The 16,791-nt window shown below is 69.6% G+C and carries 15 protein-coding genes and 1 tRNA gene; 10 read left to right on the top strand and 6 right to left on the bottom strand.

All coding sequences use genetic code 11. From position 1 onward, the window contains the following. Positions 1-2: 2 nt before the first annotated feature. Entirely contained in the window at positions 3-824 is an 822-nt protein-coding gene (fabI, locus tag KF887_09750; protein QYK43345.1) for an enoyl-ACP reductase FabI, read from the bottom strand. 128 nt (positions 825-952) lie between these two features. Here fabI and pdxH point away from each other — a divergent pair, with 128 nt between their 5' ends. The 8 genes from pdxH (at position 953) to KF887_09790 (ending at position 9,577) form a co-directional block, all read left to right on the top strand. After that, positions 953-1,555 (top strand): pyridoxamine 5'-phosphate oxidase, encoded by a 603-nt coding sequence (gene pdxH, locus KF887_09755; GenBank protein QYK43346.1) that lies wholly within the window; start codon positions 953-955, stop codon positions 1,553-1,555. A gap of 143 nt (positions 1,556-1,698) precedes the next feature. Then, entirely contained in the window at positions 1,699-2,229 is a 531-nt protein-coding gene (locus KF887_09760; GenBank protein ID QYK43347.1) for a cold shock domain-containing protein, read from the top strand. Next, positions 2,199-2,696, top strand: coding sequence for a DUF192 domain-containing protein (locus KF887_09765; GenBank protein ID QYK43348.1), 498 nt, complete (start codon positions 2,199-2,201; stop codon positions 2,694-2,696). Before KF887_09760 ends, KF887_09765 begins: the two co-directional genes overlap by 31 nt. 346 nt (positions 2,697-3,042) lie before the next feature. Beyond that, entirely contained in the window at positions 3,043-4,731 is a 1,689-nt protein-coding gene (locus KF887_09770; protein ID QYK43349.1) for a calcium-binding protein, read from the top strand. An 88-nt stretch (positions 4,732-4,819) separates the two neighbouring features. Then, positions 4,820-6,580: a calcium-binding protein gene (locus KF887_09775; GenBank protein QYK43350.1), complete on the top strand. Its 1,761-nt coding sequence runs from the start codon at positions 4,820-4,822 to the stop codon at positions 6,578-6,580. A gap of 74 nt (positions 6,581-6,654) precedes the next feature. Further along, a tRNA-Pro gene (locus tag KF887_09780) sits at positions 6,655-6,731 on the top strand. A 47-nt stretch (positions 6,732-6,778) separates the two neighbouring features. Continuing rightward, entirely contained in the window at positions 6,779-8,263 is a 1,485-nt protein-coding gene (locus tag KF887_09785) for a YdiU family protein (protein ID QYK43351.1), read from the top strand. A gap of 141 nt (positions 8,264-8,404) precedes the next feature. Then, the gene (locus KF887_09790) at positions 8,405-9,577 is read left to right on the top strand and encodes a hypothetical protein (GenBank protein QYK43352.1); all 1,173 of its coding nucleotides are present in this window, start codon (positions 8,405-8,407) and stop codon (positions 9,575-9,577) included. A gap of 19 nt (positions 9,578-9,596) precedes the next feature. On the opposite strand, the gene KF887_09795 is transcribed toward KF887_09790, so the two are convergent. After that, positions 9,597-10,709, bottom strand: a complete 1,113-nt coding sequence (locus tag KF887_09795) for a helix-turn-helix domain-containing protein (GenBank protein ID QYK43353.1) — start codon at positions 10,707-10,709, stop codon at positions 9,597-9,599. 258 nt (positions 10,710-10,967) lie between these two features. Here KF887_09795 and KF887_09800 point away from each other — a divergent pair, with 258 nt between their 5' ends. Further along, positions 10,968-11,246 (top strand): hypothetical protein, encoded by a 279-nt coding sequence (locus KF887_09800; protein QYK43354.1) that lies wholly within the window; start codon positions 10,968-10,970, stop codon positions 11,244-11,246. Between the two features lie 42 nt (positions 11,247-11,288). Here KF887_09800 and KF887_09805 read toward each other — a convergent pair whose 3' ends face one another. After that, complete coding sequence (locus KF887_09805) at positions 11,289-12,848, bottom strand: trimethylamine methyltransferase family protein (protein QYK43355.1); 1,560 nt, start codon at positions 12,846-12,848, stop codon at positions 11,289-11,291. 322 nt (positions 12,849-13,170) lie between these two features. Here KF887_09805 and guaA point away from each other — a divergent pair, with 322 nt between their 5' ends. Further along, on the top strand, positions 13,171-14,739 hold the full coding sequence (gene guaA, locus KF887_09810) for a glutamine-hydrolyzing GMP synthase (GenBank protein QYK43356.1): 1,569 nt from the start codon (positions 13,171-13,173) through the stop codon (positions 14,737-14,739). Between the two features lie 16 nt (positions 14,740-14,755). Here guaA and KF887_09815 read toward each other — a convergent pair whose 3' ends face one another. The 3 genes from KF887_09815 to ccmI all read right to left on the bottom strand — a co-directional run bounded on the left by KF887_09815 (position 14,756) and on the right by ccmI (position 16,769). After that, the gene (locus KF887_09815) at positions 14,756-15,004 is read right to left on the bottom strand and encodes a DUF1289 domain-containing protein (GenBank protein QYK43357.1); all 249 of its coding nucleotides are present in this window, start codon (positions 15,002-15,004) and stop codon (positions 14,756-14,758) included. Then, a complete protein-coding gene (gene ruvX / locus KF887_09820) occupies positions 15,001-15,429 on the bottom strand; it encodes a Holliday junction resolvase RuvX (protein ID QYK43513.1) in 429 nt (142 codons plus the stop codon). The genes KF887_09815 and ruvX overlap by 4 nt, the downstream gene beginning before the upstream one ends. Positions 15,430-15,497: 68 nt before the next feature. After that, on the bottom strand, positions 15,498-16,769 hold the full coding sequence (ccmI, locus tag KF887_09825) for a c-type cytochrome biogenesis protein CcmI (protein QYK43358.1): 1,272 nt from the start codon (positions 16,767-16,769) through the stop codon (positions 15,498-15,500). Positions 16,770-16,791 lie beyond the last annotated feature (22 nt).

Raw genomic sequence — 16,791 nt, forward strand, 5'->3', positions numbered from 1 at the left:
CGTCATTCGCCGCCGCCTTTCTTCGTGGCGTCGATGTCGGGGGCGTCGACCGCCTTCATGCCGACGACATGGTACCCCGCATCGACGTGCAGCACCTCGCCCGTGGTGCCCGATCCGAGGTCGGACAGCAGGTAGAGCGCGGCCTTGCCGACCTCATCCTGGGTGACGTTGCGGCGCAGCGGCGAGTTCAGTTCGTTCCATTTCATGATGTAGCGGAAATCGCCGATGCCGCTGGCGGCGAGGGTCTTGATCGGGCCCGCGCTGATCGCGTTGACGCGGATGCCGTCCTTGCCCAGGTCCTCGGCGATGTACTGCACGGATGTTTCCAGCGCCGCCTTGGCGAGGCCCATCACGTTGTAATGCGGCATGACCTTTTCGGCGCCGTAGTAGGTCAGCGTCAGCAGGCTGCCGCCGTTCGGCATCATCGCGGCGGCACGGCGGCAGACGGCGGTGAAGGAATAGACCGAGATGTCCATCGTCATGCGGAAGTTCGCGGCCGAGGTATCGACATAGCGGCCGCGCAGTTCGGTCTTGTCGGAGAAGCCGATGGCGTGGACGAGGAAGTCGAGCGTGCCCCATTCGGCGCGCAGGCGGTCGAAGAGCGCATCCACCGACGCCTCGTCCGCGACGTCGCATTCGGCGAGGAAGGGCGTGCCGAGGCTGGCCGCCAGCGGTTCCACGCGCTTCTTCAAGGCGTCGCCCTGGTAGGAGAACGCCAGTGTCGCGCCGTGGTCGGCGGCCTGGCGGGCGATGCCCCAGGCGATCGACTTGTCGTTTGCAAGGCCCATGATCAGGCCGCGTTTGCCGTCGAGCAATCCGCCCATGTGCCGTCCCCCGCGCCGTTCCGGTCTGATCGCCACGCATAGGCGAAGGTGCGGCGCCGGGCAAGGGCGGCTTGCCGGGCGGTGCCGGGCGGCCTAGGTTCCGGGGTGGGATGCGGATTGGGGAAACCATGGACCGGGACGGGATCTTTGCGGGCGACGACCCCCTTGCCATCGCGCGGGCCTGGCTGGCCGAGGCCGAGCGGACCGAGCCGAACGACCCCAATGCCATCGCGCTGTCGACGGTCGATGCGGCGGGCATGCCCAATGCGCGGATGGTCCTGCTGAAGGAGATCGAGGCGGATGCCTTTGTCTTTTATACCAATTACGGATCGGCCAAGGCGCAGGAGATCGAGGCGGCGGGCAAGGCGGCCTTTGTCATGCACTGGAAATCGCTGCGTCGCCAGCTGCGGGTGCGCGGCACCACGACGCGCGAGGAGGGGCCGCAGGCGGATGCCTATTACGCCAGCCGCAGCCTGAAAAGCCGTCTGGGCGCCTGGGCCAGCCGCCAGTCGCAGCCGCTGTCGTCACGGGGGGCGCTGCTGGCGGAGGTGGCGAAGGTGACGGCGCAGCAGGGGGTGAACCCGTCACGCCCGCCGTTCTGGGGCGGCATCCGCATCGTGCCGGTCGAGATCGAGTTCTGGGCCGACGGGGCGTTCCGCCTGCACGACCGGTTCCGCTGGCGCCGCGCGGGGGCAGGGATGCCCTGGGATGTGGTGCGGCTGAATCCCTGAGCGGCCGGCGGTCACGCGGCGGACAAGCGTGAAGTTGTCTGGTTGTCGGCACGTTGCCGCGCGGGCAGTCATTTTTTCGCTTGAACCTGCGGCGGACATCGCGTCACAAGAGGCGGGGCTCAATCTGGGGAAGCGGCCTTTACATGACAGACGACGACAAGGCCCTGCAGGAATTGCAGGGTCGCGTGAAATGGTTTGACCCTGCCAAAGGCTTCGGCTTTGTCGTGGCAGAGGGTGCGGCCAGCGACATCCTGCTGCATGCCAACGTCCTGCGCAATTTCGGCCAGGGCTCGGTTGCGGACGGCGCCGGCATACGCGTGATCGTGCAGCAGACGGCACGGGGTGCGCAGGCCGTGGAGGTGCTGGCGATTGATCCGCCCGCGCCCGGCGAGGGCGGCGCGGAAGAGGCCGCGGCGGCCATTTCGCCCGAGGTTCTTGCGCTGCCGCTGGAGCCTGCCCGGGTCAAGTGGTTCGACAAGGGCAAGGGCTTCGGCTTTGCCAACGTGTTCGGCCGCGCCGAGGACGTGTTCATCCATGTCGAGGTCTTGCGTGCCTCGGGCTTTGCCGATCTTGTGGCGGGCGAGGCGGTCGCGCTGCGCATCGTCGAGGGCAAGCGGGGCCGCATGGCGGCGCAGGTGGTCGGATGGGACGTGGCGGCACGACAGGCGGACTGACACGGCGCGTCGTGCTGGCGGCGGTCGTCGCGGCGGCGCTGGCCGGGCCCGCGGTCGCGGCCTGCGATCCGGCGCAACTGGAACTGCGCACGCCCGCGGGTAACCTAGTGCGGTTCGGGGTCGAGCTTGCCATGACGCCGGCCGAACAGGCGCGCGGGCTGATGTTCCGCGAAAGCCTGGCACGGTCGGCGGGCATGCTGTTCGTCTATCCGCGCCCGCAGCGGGCGTCGTTCTGGATGCGGAACACGCTGATCCCGCTGGACATGATCTTTGCCGGGCCGGACGGCGTGGTGCGTCACGTCCATGCCAATGCGGTACCGCGCGACGAGACGCCGATCCATGGCGGCGAGGGCGTGAAGGCGGTGCTGGAGATCAACGGCGGGCTGGCGGCGCGGCTGGGAATCACCCCGGGCACGCAGATGCGGCATCCGGCCTTCGGCGACGCGGCCGCCTGGCCCTGCGACTGATCCGTTCCGCGCGCGTGGCGGAAGTTGCAGCCGCAACGGTTTACAAAAGCGACAAGAAATCCCGCTGCCCGGGCCCTGTGCCCCGCGTCGCGGTTAGCGGATGCGCGGCAGTGCGCAACCTTCGGATGTATTTTGGCGGGGCCATCGTCAACGGCCGTTTTGACGATTGCAGCGAATCACGGCTCGGCGCAGCGTCGCGCCGGAAGGCCGCTGCCGATTGCTGCTCGCCAATGGCGCAGGCCGTGCGGGGGCGGGATGCGGTGTTCCGGGGAACCCGGGCATCCGGAGATTGCCGGCTGTCGGGACAACCTGACCAGTTCTGCATATCGCCAAGAGGACAGTTGACATGCCCACGCTTTCCCACCCGTTCGGTCAGCCGAACATCGACAACTCACTCTACTTCCTGACATTGATCGAATACGGCGAGATCACCGCCTCCAGTTCCACCGAGATCACGCTGGAATTCGGCGGTGCGGTCTGGACTGTCACCGGCACCAGCCTGACCACCACCGTGATCAACGGCCGCAGCTATATCAACACCGGCACGGTGACCGAAATCAGCTGCGACTATTTCGGCAGCCCGATGTTCACCGCCTCGGGCCTGACGCTGAACGGCGCGACGCTGCGCAACGCGATGCGGGACGACTATCAGGGCACCAAGAACGCGGCGGTCGAGAACCTGTTCCTGAACATGATCTGGACGGTCGAGGGAACCTCGGACGGCGACCTGTTCCAGGCAATCTACACCTCGAGCGACGGCGTGCCGCTCGCGCTGAACCGGGACACGATCTACAACGGCAATGGGGGAGCCGAAAACATCACCGCCGGCAACGGCAACGACACGTTCAACGGGGATGGCGTATTCTACGGCGGTGCCGGGAACGACGTGTTCAACGGCGACGGCACGTTCTACGGCGGCACCGGCAACGACACGATGAACGTGGCCTATGCCAGCAGCAACTTCTATGGCGGCGCGGGCAACGACGTGTTCATCGGTGGGTTCGAGGGCAGCTATGCCGATGGCGGCATCGGAAACGACCAGCTGACAGGCGGGGTCAATGGCGACTATTTCCTCGGCGGCGGAGGGCGCGATACGCTCAACGGTGGTGGCGACAGCGACACCCTGTTCGGCGACGACGGCAACGACCGGCTGTTCGGTGAGGACGGCGCTGACCAGATGTACGGCGGCGAGGGCGACGATTCGCTCTTTGGCGGCAGTGGCGCCAACGTCATGTACGGCGGCGAGGGCAGCGACTCGATCATTGGCGGCGACGACGCGGACCAGGCCAATGGCGGCGAGGGCAACGATCTGCTGAACGGCGGCCAGGGCGACGACACGCTGAGCGGCGACGACGGCGACGACTCGATCCTGGGCGGCGGCGGAAACGGGGCCGATTACCTGTTCGGCGGGGAAGGAAACGATTCGCTCTACGGCGGCAACGGCAACGACGTTCTCTATGGTGACGCGGACAACGACCTGCTGGATGGCGGGTCCGGCCTTGACCAACTGTACGGCGGTTCCGGTGTCGATACGCTCTATGGCGGCGACAGCAACGACACGCTGTCGGGTGACGGCGGCAACGACCTGCTGGACGGGGATGCGGGCGCCGACCTGATCTATGGCGGCTCGGGTCTCGACACGCTCAACGGCGGGATCGGCAACGATACGCTCATTGGTGACAGCGGCGCCGACGTGCTCGTCGGCGGTGCCGGGGCCGACCTGATGTATGGGGGCACGGGTGCGGACCGTTTCGTGTTCTCGTCCTTCTCGGACCTCGGCACCGGCAACAACCGCGATGTCATCGCCGACCACCAGGTCGGCGTCGACCAGATCGACCTGTCGGCCCTGGGGTTGACCTTCCTTGCCTCGGGCGGGTTCACCGGCGCGGGCAACGAGGTGCGCTGGATTGCCGCGCAGTCGCGGCTCTACATCGACGTGGACGGCGACACCTTGACCGACTACCAGATCGAGTTGAGCGGGATCGGTTCGAACTTCGATGCTGCCGACCTGATCCTGACGCTTGACATGATGTGACGAACGGCGGGCGGGCCCCGCCGCAGCGGGGCCCGCCGCGCATCCTGCCGGCACGGCGGACACCCGCGGCCGCAAGGAGACGACGGCGATGCCTGTCCTGCACCTGCCAGATACCGGCCTTTCGGATATCGGCGAGGCGTTCCATCTGCTTGCGTTCATGGAGCAGGGCACGATCGAGAGCGCGTCACCGGCCGAGGTCGTGATCCGCCTGGATGCGGCCGTGACCTATCGGCTTACCGGCGACGGGCTGGCGACGACGGTGATCGGCGGCAGGCTGTGGATCGACGGCGGAACCATCGCCGGCATCACCATGTCCACCGCTGGCCTGTCCGACTATCTGGTGACCGGACTGGCGCTGCCCGCGCCGGTGCTGCGCAAGGCGATGGTGGCCGACTGGTCGGGCAACAACGTCCGGGCCATGGAAAACCTGTTCATGGCGATGGACTGGACCTTTCAGGGCAGTGCCGCCGCCGATGCGCATGCGGGCGGCTGGACCAGCCACCAGGGCATTCCGCTGATCCCGAAACATGGCGCCGTCTATCTGCTTGGCGGCGGCGGCGATCTTGTCGCCGGCGCGGGCGAGGGCGACGACACGATCCAGGGCGGGGCGGGCGACGATACGCTGCGCGGCAACGGGGGCGACGACGCGATCTCGGGTCACGGCGACGACGATGTGATCGAGGGCGGGGCGGGCCACGATTCGCTCTATGCCGGAACCGGGGACGACCTGCTTTATGGCGGCGAGGGCAACGACTACCTGGCCTTCGAGGACAGGGGCGCCGCCTGGGGTGGTGCAGGCAACGACACGATCGTGCTGGATTTCGCGTTCGGCGCCGGGCGCGGATCCTTCGCGGACGGGGGCGACGGCAATGACATGATCATCGGCTCGCCCGCGGGCGGGGTCATCCACGGCGGCCGAGGTCACGACACGGTCTTTGGCGGTACCGGCAGCGAGACGATCACCGGCGACGGCGGAAACGACCGTCTGTACGGCGGCCATGGCAACGATGTCATCGACGGCGGCGCCGGACATGACACGCTGAGCGGTGGCCCCGGGGACGACACGATCCATGGCGGCGGCGGCAACGATTCGGTGGATGGCGGCGACGGATCGAACCTGATCGACGCCGGCGCGGGCAACGATACCGTGGCGGGCGGCGGGGGCGGTGCGACCGTCGATCTGGGCGCCGGCGATGACGTCGGCTATGGCGGCAACGGCGCCGACCTGTTCCACGGCGGCAACGGCAACGATTCCATCTACAGCGGCTATGGCACCGACACGCTCTACGGCGGGGCGGGCAACGACCTGCTGTTCGACAGCCGCGGCAACGACCTGATGTATGGCGGCGACGGCGACGACACGCTGACGGCGATCGAGGGGCGGGCCACGATGTACGGCGGGGCAGACCGCGACACCCTGAACGGTGGCGGCGGCGCCGACACGATGGATGGCGGAACCGGCGACGACCTGCTGCGGGGCCGGGCGGGCCATGACGTGATCGCCGGGGGTGACGGTGCCGACACGATCGTCGGCGGGCCGGGGCGCGACGTGATGACGGGCGGCGCCGGTGCGGACCGCTTCGTGATCGAGGCGTTTTCCGACCTGGGCAACGGCGGACGCCGTGACGTGATCGGGGATTTCGAGGCGGGTGTCGATGTGCTGGACCTTTCTGCCCTGGGGCTGACCCTTGTCACCGGCCGGTTCACCGGCGCAGGCCACGAGATTCGCTGGAACGCCACGGCCTCGGTCCTGACCATCGACCGCGATGGCGACGGGGTGACCGACCTGCAGATCGAACTGACCGGGCTGGGTGCCGCGTTCGATCCGGGCGACGTGATCCTGGGTTGACGCGGCGGGCCTGCCCCCGGGGATCGTTCGGCGGGTCTTTCCCCGCCTGCGGATACCGGCTAGGGAAGGGTCGGCGGAGTGTAGCGCAGCCTGGTAGCGCATCTGCTTTGGGAGCAGAGGGCCGGGGGTTCGAATCCCTCCACTCCGACCATGGCGCTGGCCCGCGTCCCGCCCCATATCGGCGGGAAGGAGACCGCGATGACCCTTCATTCCCCCAGCGTGCCACCCTTCGGCTTCAGCCACAGCTATGCCGAGGCGCTGCCCGGCGGCTATGTCGAGATCGCACCCGATCCGGCCCCGATGCCCCGGCTGGTGTGGTGGAATGCCGGTCTTGCCGAGGCGCTGGGCCTGCCGCACGGGGCAGAGGCAGCGGGCGGGCTGGTGATTTCCGGCGCGGCGCTGCCGCCCGACGCGCGGCCCATCGCGCAGGCCTATGCCGGGCACCAGTTCGGCGGCTTCTCGCCGCAGCTGGGCGACGGGCGCGCGCATCTGCTGGGCGAGGTGACGCCGCCCGGCGGCGGGCGGTTCGACATCGCGCTGAAGGGGTCGGGGCGCACCCCGTTCTCGCGCGGCGGCGACGGCCGCGCGGTGCTGGGCCCGATGCTGCGCGAGGCGCTGGTGTCCGAGGCGATGGCGGCGCTGGGCATTCCGACGACCCGCACGCTGGGCGTGGCCACCACCGGGCGCGGTGTCTGGCGCGAGGCCGAGATGCCGGGCGCGGCGATGGCGCGGGTGGCGGCCAGCCACATCCGGGTGGGCACCTTCCAGTTCTTCGCGGCGCGTGGCGACCGGGACCGGCTGGCGCGCCTGCTGGCACATGCCGTCGCGCGCCATGACCCCGACCTTGCCGCCGGGGATGCGCTGGGGTTTCTCGACCGGGTGGCGGGACGGCAGGCGGCGCTGATCGCGCGGTGGATGGGGGTGGGCTTCATTCACGGGGTGATGAACACCGACAACATGGCGGTGTCGGGCGAGACCATCGACTATGGTCCCTGCGCCTTCCTGGAGGGTTATGACCCCGGCGCCGTCTATTCCTCGATCGACCATCAGGGCCGCTATGCCTACGGCAACCAGCCGGGCATCCTGGTCTGGAACCTTGCCCGCCTGGCCGAGGCGCTGCTGCCGCTGATCGATGCGGATGCGGACCGCGCGGTGGATCGTGCCATGGCGGTGCTGGAGGGCGTCGCCGCCCGCTATCGCGCGGCGTGGGAGGCGGTGATGCGCCGCAAGCTGGGGCTGACGGGCGAGGAGCCAGACGACGGCGCGCTGGCCGACGGCTTCCTTCAGGCGCTGGCGGCGCGGGGCGCGGGCGGGCAGGGCGCGGATTTCACGCTGGCCTTCCGCAGGCTGGCCGAGGCGGCCGAGGGCGATGCCGCGCCGCTGCGGCTGCGGCTGGCCGATCCGGCGGCGCTGGACGGCTGGCTGCCGCGCTGGCGCGACCGGCTGGCACGTTCGGCCCCGGATGCGGCGGCGCGGCTGCGCGCGGCGAACCCGGTCCATGTGCCGCGCAATCATCTGGTGGAAGAGGCGCTCGCGGCGGCCACGGCGGGCGACATGGCGCCATTCCATGCCCTGATGGCGGCGGTGACCGACCCGTTCACCGAAAGCCCGGGGCGGACACGCCTTGCGCTGCCCGCACCGGAGGGATTTGACGGCGCCTATCGCACATTCTGCGGCACCTGATCGCCGGACGAATTCCGCCCCACAGGGCAATTGCGATCTGCCGGCTGCGTGATATCGTTCGGCTGTCCGCATGGATTGTGCCGGACCGCCTGGCTTTCATTCGCGCGGTTCCGCCCGCGCCCCTTTTCGGGACATTCGCAGATGGCAATCAAGGCAAAGGGCAAGGGCAAGGGTGGCGACGAGGACGACGGCGAAAGCCCGTTCATGCCATTGGAAGAGGTGTTGCGGAAACTGAAGTCCGGCAGCATGAACTTCGGAATGTATTTCACCGGCGACAAGGACAGCCCGGTCCTGATCGCGGCGCACAAGCGCAAGAACGCGGAGTTTCTTGGCAAGCAGGCGAAGAAGCAGGCGGGCACGTCGAAGGGCGCCTTCGGCAAGGTCACGCTGGAATCGGGCGAGCTGCGGTTCGAATGCGAGAACGACAAGGTCCCGGGCAGCATGACCAAGAAGCTCAAGGTCCTGCTGAAGAACGAGGGCTTCATGAAGTTCAAGCCACGCATCCTGCTGCCCGGCGGCGCGGAACTGGGCGAAAGCGACGATGACGAGGCCGACGACATCATCGCACCCGGTGGGTCGGCCACCAAGACCCGGCGCGGCAAGTCGCGCAAGGACGATGCGGGCGGGGACCCGCTGAAGGAACTGGTCGAGGAGATGGCCGCCGACATCGTGCCGCGCCTGCAGGCGGTCGCCGATGGCCCGGACGAGAAGGCCGGCGATCAGGCGACCAAGCTTCTGGGCCTGCTGCGCAAGGCCATCGAGGCCGAGGACTGGAAGAAGGCGCAGGGCATCCTGCGGGTGGCCGACAAGCTGGAGCGCGCGGGCGGCGTGGAGACCGCCGAATCCCGCGCCGACGCCGCCGAGGACGACCCGGACACGCAGGACGAGGAAGCGGCGGCGGTCGAGGTGCTGGACCGGCTGCGCGATGAAATGGGCGATCTGGGTGACAATCTGGGCGACCTGCGGGCGGCGGTCACAGCGCTTGGCGACGATCTCGACGAGGCGCTGAAGGAGGCGGACGCGATGCTGGACGCCGAGGCGAAGGGCGCCCCGGACGACGTCCGCCAGCGCGAGGATCTGCGGCGCCGGGCAACCGAGATGAAGCAGCGCCTCGATGCGCTGGGCAAGGCGCTCGACGGCGTCGAGGGGCGGGTCAAAGGTGTCGGCGGCGCGGTCAAGTCGTTCCAGAAGCGGTTCGCGCGGCTGGACGAAAAGCTTGCCCGCATCGCCGCGCTGCGCGAGGCGGTGAACACCGCAGAAAAGGTCGAGGGCGAGGTGGACGACGCCATCGACGCCTTGGAGGACCAGGGCTGACGCGGCCCGCCGCCGGACCCTAGCCGATCAGCGGCCCGGCCGGGCCATAGGTTTCGTCATAGTGCCGCTTGAGGCGGATCAGCGCGATGCGCAGCACGATCTTGCCCGAGCGTGCGGCCCATCCCATGCGCTTTTCCGCAACCTCAAGCCCCTCGAGGAAACAGCAGCAGCGCAGGCAGACGTCGCCCAGGCCCGGCCCCAGATCGCGCAGCGCCGCCGCCACGCGGTCGCGTGCGTTCTGCGGGCCCTCGGCGCGGCCCGCCTCGGGACGGAACGAGCCGCGGTCGCCGCCGGTCAGGAACCGTTCCCAGTTCTGCGTGACCCGCGGCCCCATCTGGGCGAGTTCGAAATCCTCGCGCAGGCGTTCTGCCGCGACGACGAGTGCAGGCTCCAGAAACGGCTTGCCGTCCTTGTCGCGGCGCCGCCCCAGCACCGCGACAGGGCTTTCCGCCAGGTTGTAGCGCATCCGGCGCGGGCCGTCCGGGCCTGCGATGGGGCGTTCGTCCCAGGTGCGGTGCTGGTCGGCAAACGGGGTGGCGGCCTCGGCCATGCCGGGGGGGGCGGTGCCGTCGTCGTCGATCATCCGGCGCAGGGCGGCCCGGCCCGCCGAGGTGATCTCGTAGGTGGCGATGCGGCCGGGCTTGCGGCAGGCGATCCAGTCGCGCAGCGCAAAGCCCTGCGCCACCGCGCGCTCGACCACCGCGGTGCGCACCGACCGGCCGTCCGACAGGGCCTTCAGCACCGCCGCGCGGTCCATGTCGGGGGCGATGGCCAGGAACGCGCCGGGTTCGGCCAGGCGGCGCAGGATGCGCGGCGCCTCGGCGGCGATCGTGGCGGCATCCATCGCGACCGGCGCGGTGCGGATCGGGGCTGACATCGTGGGGGCATCCTTTCTGGCTGGGGGGGCGGCAGGGCGGCTGCCGGACAGGGCGGACAGCGCCTCGTCCCACAGCGGATCGTCGCGGCGGCTCTCGAACCGGCGCACCTGGCGCATCACGGTCGAGGCGGCGCAGCCTTCGATCCGGGCGATTTCCCGGAACGACTGACCCGTTTCGGTATGGCGCAGGTAGTGCCGCAGGGCATCGGGAAGCCATGCTGGCAGGGTGTTCGGCGCGGTCCGGTTCTTGGCCATCTCAGCATCCCGTGCCGGGCGCGGGGCCCGATTTGTCCAGCCTTGGACATTTTCAACTTTGGGTAGCATTGGTTACCGAGTGGTTAATGCCAGCGCGTTTCCCGATAATTGTTTCCAAAAGCTAAACAAAACCGAACCCATCGGACGGCGCAAACGGACAACGCGCAACGCTGGGTTGCATTGCGGCATGATGCGCGCGCCGCCTGATGCCGGCGGCACATGCCAACCGAAATGACAACCGATCCGACGAGGCCAATGATGACCGACTTCCGCAGCCTGCTTGCCGACCTGCGACGCCCCCGCCTTCTGATCCGCGCCGCCCGCCATGGCCTGCACGACTATTGCCGCGATCGCGACCTGCGGCGGCTGATCGAGGGCGGTGCCGCCCAGACGGTCGAGGCGGTTCTGTCGCGGCTGGTCGATGCCGAGGCGCAGATCGAGGCCACGCGGGTTGCGGGCGACGCGGGCTATTCCATCGGCCGCCACATCGAGATTCTGATCGCGATGATGGCCGAGGTGCGCCTGGTGGCACGCTGAGGCCGGAGGGCCGGGCGGGGGTGCTGTCCCCCGCCCGCAGGGTCAGATGAAGGCGTCGGGAACCGCAGCCTTCCGGCGTGCCACATAGTCGGCCAGCGCCTCGGCGATGCCATCGTCCAGGGCGGGCTGCTGATAGTCGCCCAGCATCTTCTTCACCCGCAGCGCGGCCAGGCTCTGCGTGTCGCGCGCGCCTTCCTCGTCCCAGGTCTCGAAGGGCTTGTAGTCCAGCAGGTCCGACCGCCAGAACGCGCTCTTGAAATTCGCCTGCGTATGGGCGCAGCCCAGATAGTGGCCGCCCGGCCCGACCTCGCGGATCGCGTCCATGCCCTGGCCGTTCTGGTCCATCATGATGCCCTGCGCCAGATGGTGCAGGGTGCCCAGCTGGTCGGCATCCATCACGAACTTCTCGTAGGAGCTGACCAGTCCGCCTTCCAGCCAGCCGCAGGCATGCAGCATGAAGTTGACGCCCGCCGTCAGCGCCATGTTCAGGCTGTTCGCCGTTTCATAGGCGGCCTGCGCATCGGGCAGCTTCGACCCGCAGAACGCCCCGCCGGACCGGTAGGGCAGGCCCAGCCGACGGGCAAGCTGCCCCGCCCCCCAGGTGATATGCGCCGCCTCGGGCGTGCCGAAGGTCGGCGCGCCGCTGTTCATGTCGATCGAGGTGACGAAGGCGCCAAAGATCACCGGTGCGCCCGCGCGCACCAGCTGGCTGTAGGCCACGCCCGCCAGCACCTCGGCCAGAACCTGCGTCAGCGTGCCCGCGACGGTGACCGGGGCCATGGCGCCGCCGACGATGAACGGGCTGATGATGCTGGCCTGACCGGCCCGCGCATAGACCTCCATCGCGCCCATCATCACCGAATCGAACGTCAGCGGGCTGTTGATGTTGATGAGGCTGGTCATCACCACGTTCCGGTCGACGGTATCCGACCCGAACAGGATGCGGCTCATCTCGACCGAATCCTCGGCCCGCGACGGTTCGGTCACCGACCCCATGTAGGGCTTGTCCGACAGCGTCATATGGGCGTGCAGCATGTCGAGGTGCCGCTTGTTCACCGCCACGTCGGTGGGCTCGCAGACCGTGCCGCCCGAATGGTGCAGCCATTTCGACATGTAGCCCAGTTTCACGAAGTTGCGGAAATCCTCGATCGTGGCATAGCGCCGTCCCTGCTCGCGGTCACGCACGAAGGGCGGGCCGTAGACCGGGGCAAGCACGAGGTTGCGCCCGCCGATCTCGACGTTGCGCGCGGGGTTGCGCGCGATCTGGGTGAAGCGCGACGGCGCGGTCGCGCAGAGCTTCCGCGCCAGCCCGCGCGGAATGCGCACCCGCTCGCCCCGCACATCGGCCCCGGCGCCCCGCCAGAGGTCAAGCGCGGCAGGGTTGTCGACGAAGTTGACGCCGATCTCTTCCAGCACCGTCTCGGCGTTCCATTCGATGATCTGGAGCGCTTCCTCGTTCAGGATCTCGAAGTTCGGGATGTTGCGCTCGATGAAGCGTGCGGTGTCGAAATGCACGGCCGTCCGCTCGGCCCGCCGTGCCGATCCGCCGCCGCCCCGCGCCCGCCGCCCGCTGCCCGCCGCCGCATCCGCCACATCGCTCATTGCCGCCTCCGTCCTGTGCCTCGCTTATGTCGAAGCGCACCGCCCCGCCGCCCCCCGAATCCGCCGCTTGCCGCCCGAAAACGACATCCGGCGATGTCGGTCCCCGGCAGTTCCCGGCCGCGCCTCGCGGAAGCCGCCGAGTCCGGCGATGCCCGTGCCCGACCACCCTGCCGCCGCCGGGCCGGAAAGGGCGGGGTGGCAAGGCCGGATGCGCCAGGGCCTGGTCGCCGGGGTCGATGAATCGGCGGCCGGCGGCCGGACAGGAACCGGTCTGAACCCGCCGCCCGCTTGCACCCTCGCGCGCCGCGCGCTAGGGCAGCGCATGACCCATCAGCGCCTTCTCATCATCGACTTCGGCTCTCAGGTGACGCAGCTGATCGCGCGTCGCCTGCGCGAGCTGAACGTCTATTGTGAAATCCACCCCTACAACCGCGTCGATGCGGCCTTCCTGGCCGATTTCGCGCCCCGGGCCATCATCTTTTCGGGTGGCCCGGCCTCGGTCTTTGCCGAGGGTGCGCCGATGCCTCCGGCCGGGGTGTTCGATCTGGGCGTGCCGATCCTCGGCATCTGCTACGGCCAGCAGGTGATGATGCATTGCCTGGGTGGCCGGGTCGAACGCGGCCACGGCACGGCCGAGTTCGGCCGCGCCTTCGTCACGCCCACGGCGCTGACGCATCCGATCCTGTCGGGCTGGTTCCCGCCCGAGGATGGTCCGCAGGCGCGCGAACAGGTCTGGATGAGCCACGGCGACCATGTCTCGGAAATCGCGCCGGGGTTCCAGGTGTTCGGCACCTCGCCCAATGCCCCCTTCGCCATCACCGCCGACCCTGCGCGCCATTTCTATGCCGTGCAGTTTCACCCCGAGGTGCATCACACCCCGAAGGGCGCGCAGTTCTACGAGAATTTCGTGCGCCTGGCGGGCTTCACCGGCGACTGGACCATGGGCGCCTACCGGGCCGAGGCGATCGCCCGGATTCGCGCCCAGGTGGGCGACGGCAAGGTGATCTGCGCCCTGTCCGGCGGTGTCGATTCATCCGTCGCGGCGATCCTGATCCACGAGGCGATCGGCGACCAGTTGACTTGCGTTTTCGTCGATCACGGCCTGATGCGGCTGAACGAGGCCGAGGAAGTCGTGACGATGTTCCGCGAGGCCTACAACCTGCCGCTGATCCATGCCGATGAACGCGACCTGTTCCTTGGCGCGCTGGAAGGGGTCAGCGACCCCGAGACCAAGCGCAAGACCATCGGCCGCCTGTTCATCGAGGTGTTCGAAAAGCACGCCAGGGCGATCGGCGGGGCCGAGTTCCTGGCGCAGGGCACGCTTTATCCCGACGTGATCGAAAGCGTGTCGTTCAGCGGTGGCCCCTCGGTCACCATCAAGAGCCACCACAACGTCGGCGGCCTGCCCGAGAAGATGGGCATGAAGCTGGTCGAACCGCTGCGCGAGCTTTTCAAGGACGAGGTGCGCGCGCTCGGCCGCGAACTGGGCCTGCCCGAGAAGTTCATTCGCCGCCACCCGTTCCCCGGCCCGGGCCTGGCAATCCGCTGCCCTGGCGAGATCACCACGGAAAAGCTGGACATCCTGCGCCGCGCCGACGCCGTCTACATCGACCAGATTCGCAGGCACGGGCTTTATGACGAGATCTGGCAGGCCTTCGCCGCGATCCTGCCGATGAAGACCGTGGGGGTGATGGGGGACGGCCGCACCTATGACTTCGCGGTGGCGCTCCGCGCGGTGACCTCGGTTGACGGAATGACGGCCGACTACTACCCGTTCACGCACGACTTCCTGGGCGAGACCGCCACCCGCATCATCAACGAGGTGCGCGGCGTCAACCGGGTGTTCTACGACGTGACGTCGAAACCCCCGGGCACCATCGAACTGGAATAGGCCGGCGCGGCGGGGTTCAGCCGTTCTGCCCGTCGATCCGCGCCGCACGGCCACCCCTGCGCCGGGCGATTCGCGGTGCGCGGGTCGGCAGATCGGCCATGACGGCGCTGCGGGCGGCATGGCCCATCCGCGACCAGGCCGCAATCTCCTCCAGCGTGCGCAGGCAGCCGACGCAGAGCCGCGCCTCGGGATGGATCACGCAGACCTTCACGCAGGGGCTCTCGATCTCGTCGCGGCGCCAGATGTCGTCGGTCTCGTCCTTCAAGGCGCCTCTCCCTGGCGGGCCAGATGCGCCAGCCGGTCCAGCGCGCCTTGCAGGATATAGCCCGCCGCCACGGCATCGATCACCTCGGCGCGACGCTTTCGCGACGTATCCGCCTCCAGCAGTGCCCTTTCTGCCGCAACCGTGCTCAGCCGCTCGTCCCAGAACAGGATCGGCATCGGCGTCAGCCGCGACAGGTTGCGCGCGAAGGCCCGGGTCGACTGCGCCCGCGGGCCTTCGGAACCGTCCATGTTGCGCGGCAGGCCCAGCACGAACCCCACGGCCCCGCGCTCGGCCGCCACGGCCAGGATCGCCGCGGCGTCGAGGCTGAACTTCACCCGCCGCAGCGTGTGCAGGGCGCTTGCCACAACGCGCAGCCGGTCCGACAGCGCCAGCCCCACGGTCTTTTCCCCCAGGTCAAGGCCCATCAGCCCCCCCACCGGCGGCAGCAGCGCGGCGAATGCGGCAGCGTCCTCGGTGGCGGCGTTCGCCCCGGTCACTCGGCCACCCCGGCCTCGCGGGCGGCGGCGTCGATCAGGGCAAGGTCCCCCTCGCGCCCGGCAAAGCTGCCGCGCGCCTCGTCGGCGATGGCGCGGGCGCGGTCGGTCCGGCCCAGCACGCCGAGGGCGCGGATCAGGCGCGCCCAGTCCTCTGCCGGGCCGCCCTCGGTGGCCAGGCGCTGCGACAGCCGGTCCACCATGCCGCCGATCATCGCGGCGCGCTCGGCCTCGGGCATCTCGGCCGCCGCCGCCATCGCCGCGGCATCCGGCCCGGCCGCCGCCCCTGCCAGCGGCGGCGGCGGATCGAACCGCGCCCCTGCCACCGCAGCCAGATCGCCGATCCGCCCGCGCACCTCGGGCTGCCATGGGCTTTCGTCGGGTGCCACCTCCAGGTAGCGGCGCCACAGCGTGAAGGCCAGGTCCGGCCGCCCGGTCTGCAACTGGGCGATCCCCATGAAGAACAGCGCGTCGGGATCGTTCGGCGCGCGTGCCAGCGCCTCGGCCAGCGCGGCCTCGGCCTCGGGCGAAACCGCGCCCCCCGCCGCCGCGATCATGTAGCGGGCCAGCAGCACATGATCCTGCGCCGATGCCTCGCCCCCCCGGATGGCGATCACCCGTTCCTGCGCCGCGCGCGCCTGCGGATAGCGGCCCAGCCGCGCCTCGTTCTCGGCCAGCAGGCGATGACCCACCAGATCGTCCGGCCGCTCGGCAAGGCGGCTGCGCAACTGCGCCATCAGCTCCATGAAATCCGGCGGCGCCTCGGCCGGGGGCAGGGCGGTCGCGGCCGCCTCGGCCTCGGCCTGCGCCGGCCGGGCGGCGCGCAGGGTCTCGGCCATGGCATGACGCGCCGACAGCGGCAGGTCGGGATATCCCGGCGCGCCCAGCGTCAGATAGCCCCAGATGCCGCCGCCGATCACCGTCGCGACGGCCAGCATCGCCGCCAGGGCGCGCGGGCCCCGCGCCGCCGCCACCGCGGGCGCCGCAGCCCGCGTGTCGGCCGCCAGCAGCCGCCGCGCCACCTCGGTGCGCAGCCGCGCCGCCTCATCCTCGGCCACCACGCCGCGCGCCACGTCGCGCGCGATCTCGGCCAGCTGGTCGCGATAGACCTGCGCGTCATGCCGGGCGGTGGCCCCCGGATCGTCCCCGCCTCGCCGCAGGCTGACCAGCAGCAGCGCCGTCACCGCCAACGCCATGCCACCCGCCGCAACCCAGAACCACACCGTGTCTGCCACTCGCCGCCCCGTGCCTTGCGCATTCCCTGTCCACATAGGCGCCACGCGGGCCGGGCAA

Source organism: Paracoccaceae bacterium, from assembly GCA_019454225.1.
Taxonomy (GTDB): domain Bacteria; phylum Pseudomonadota; class Alphaproteobacteria; order Rhodobacterales; family Rhodobacteraceae.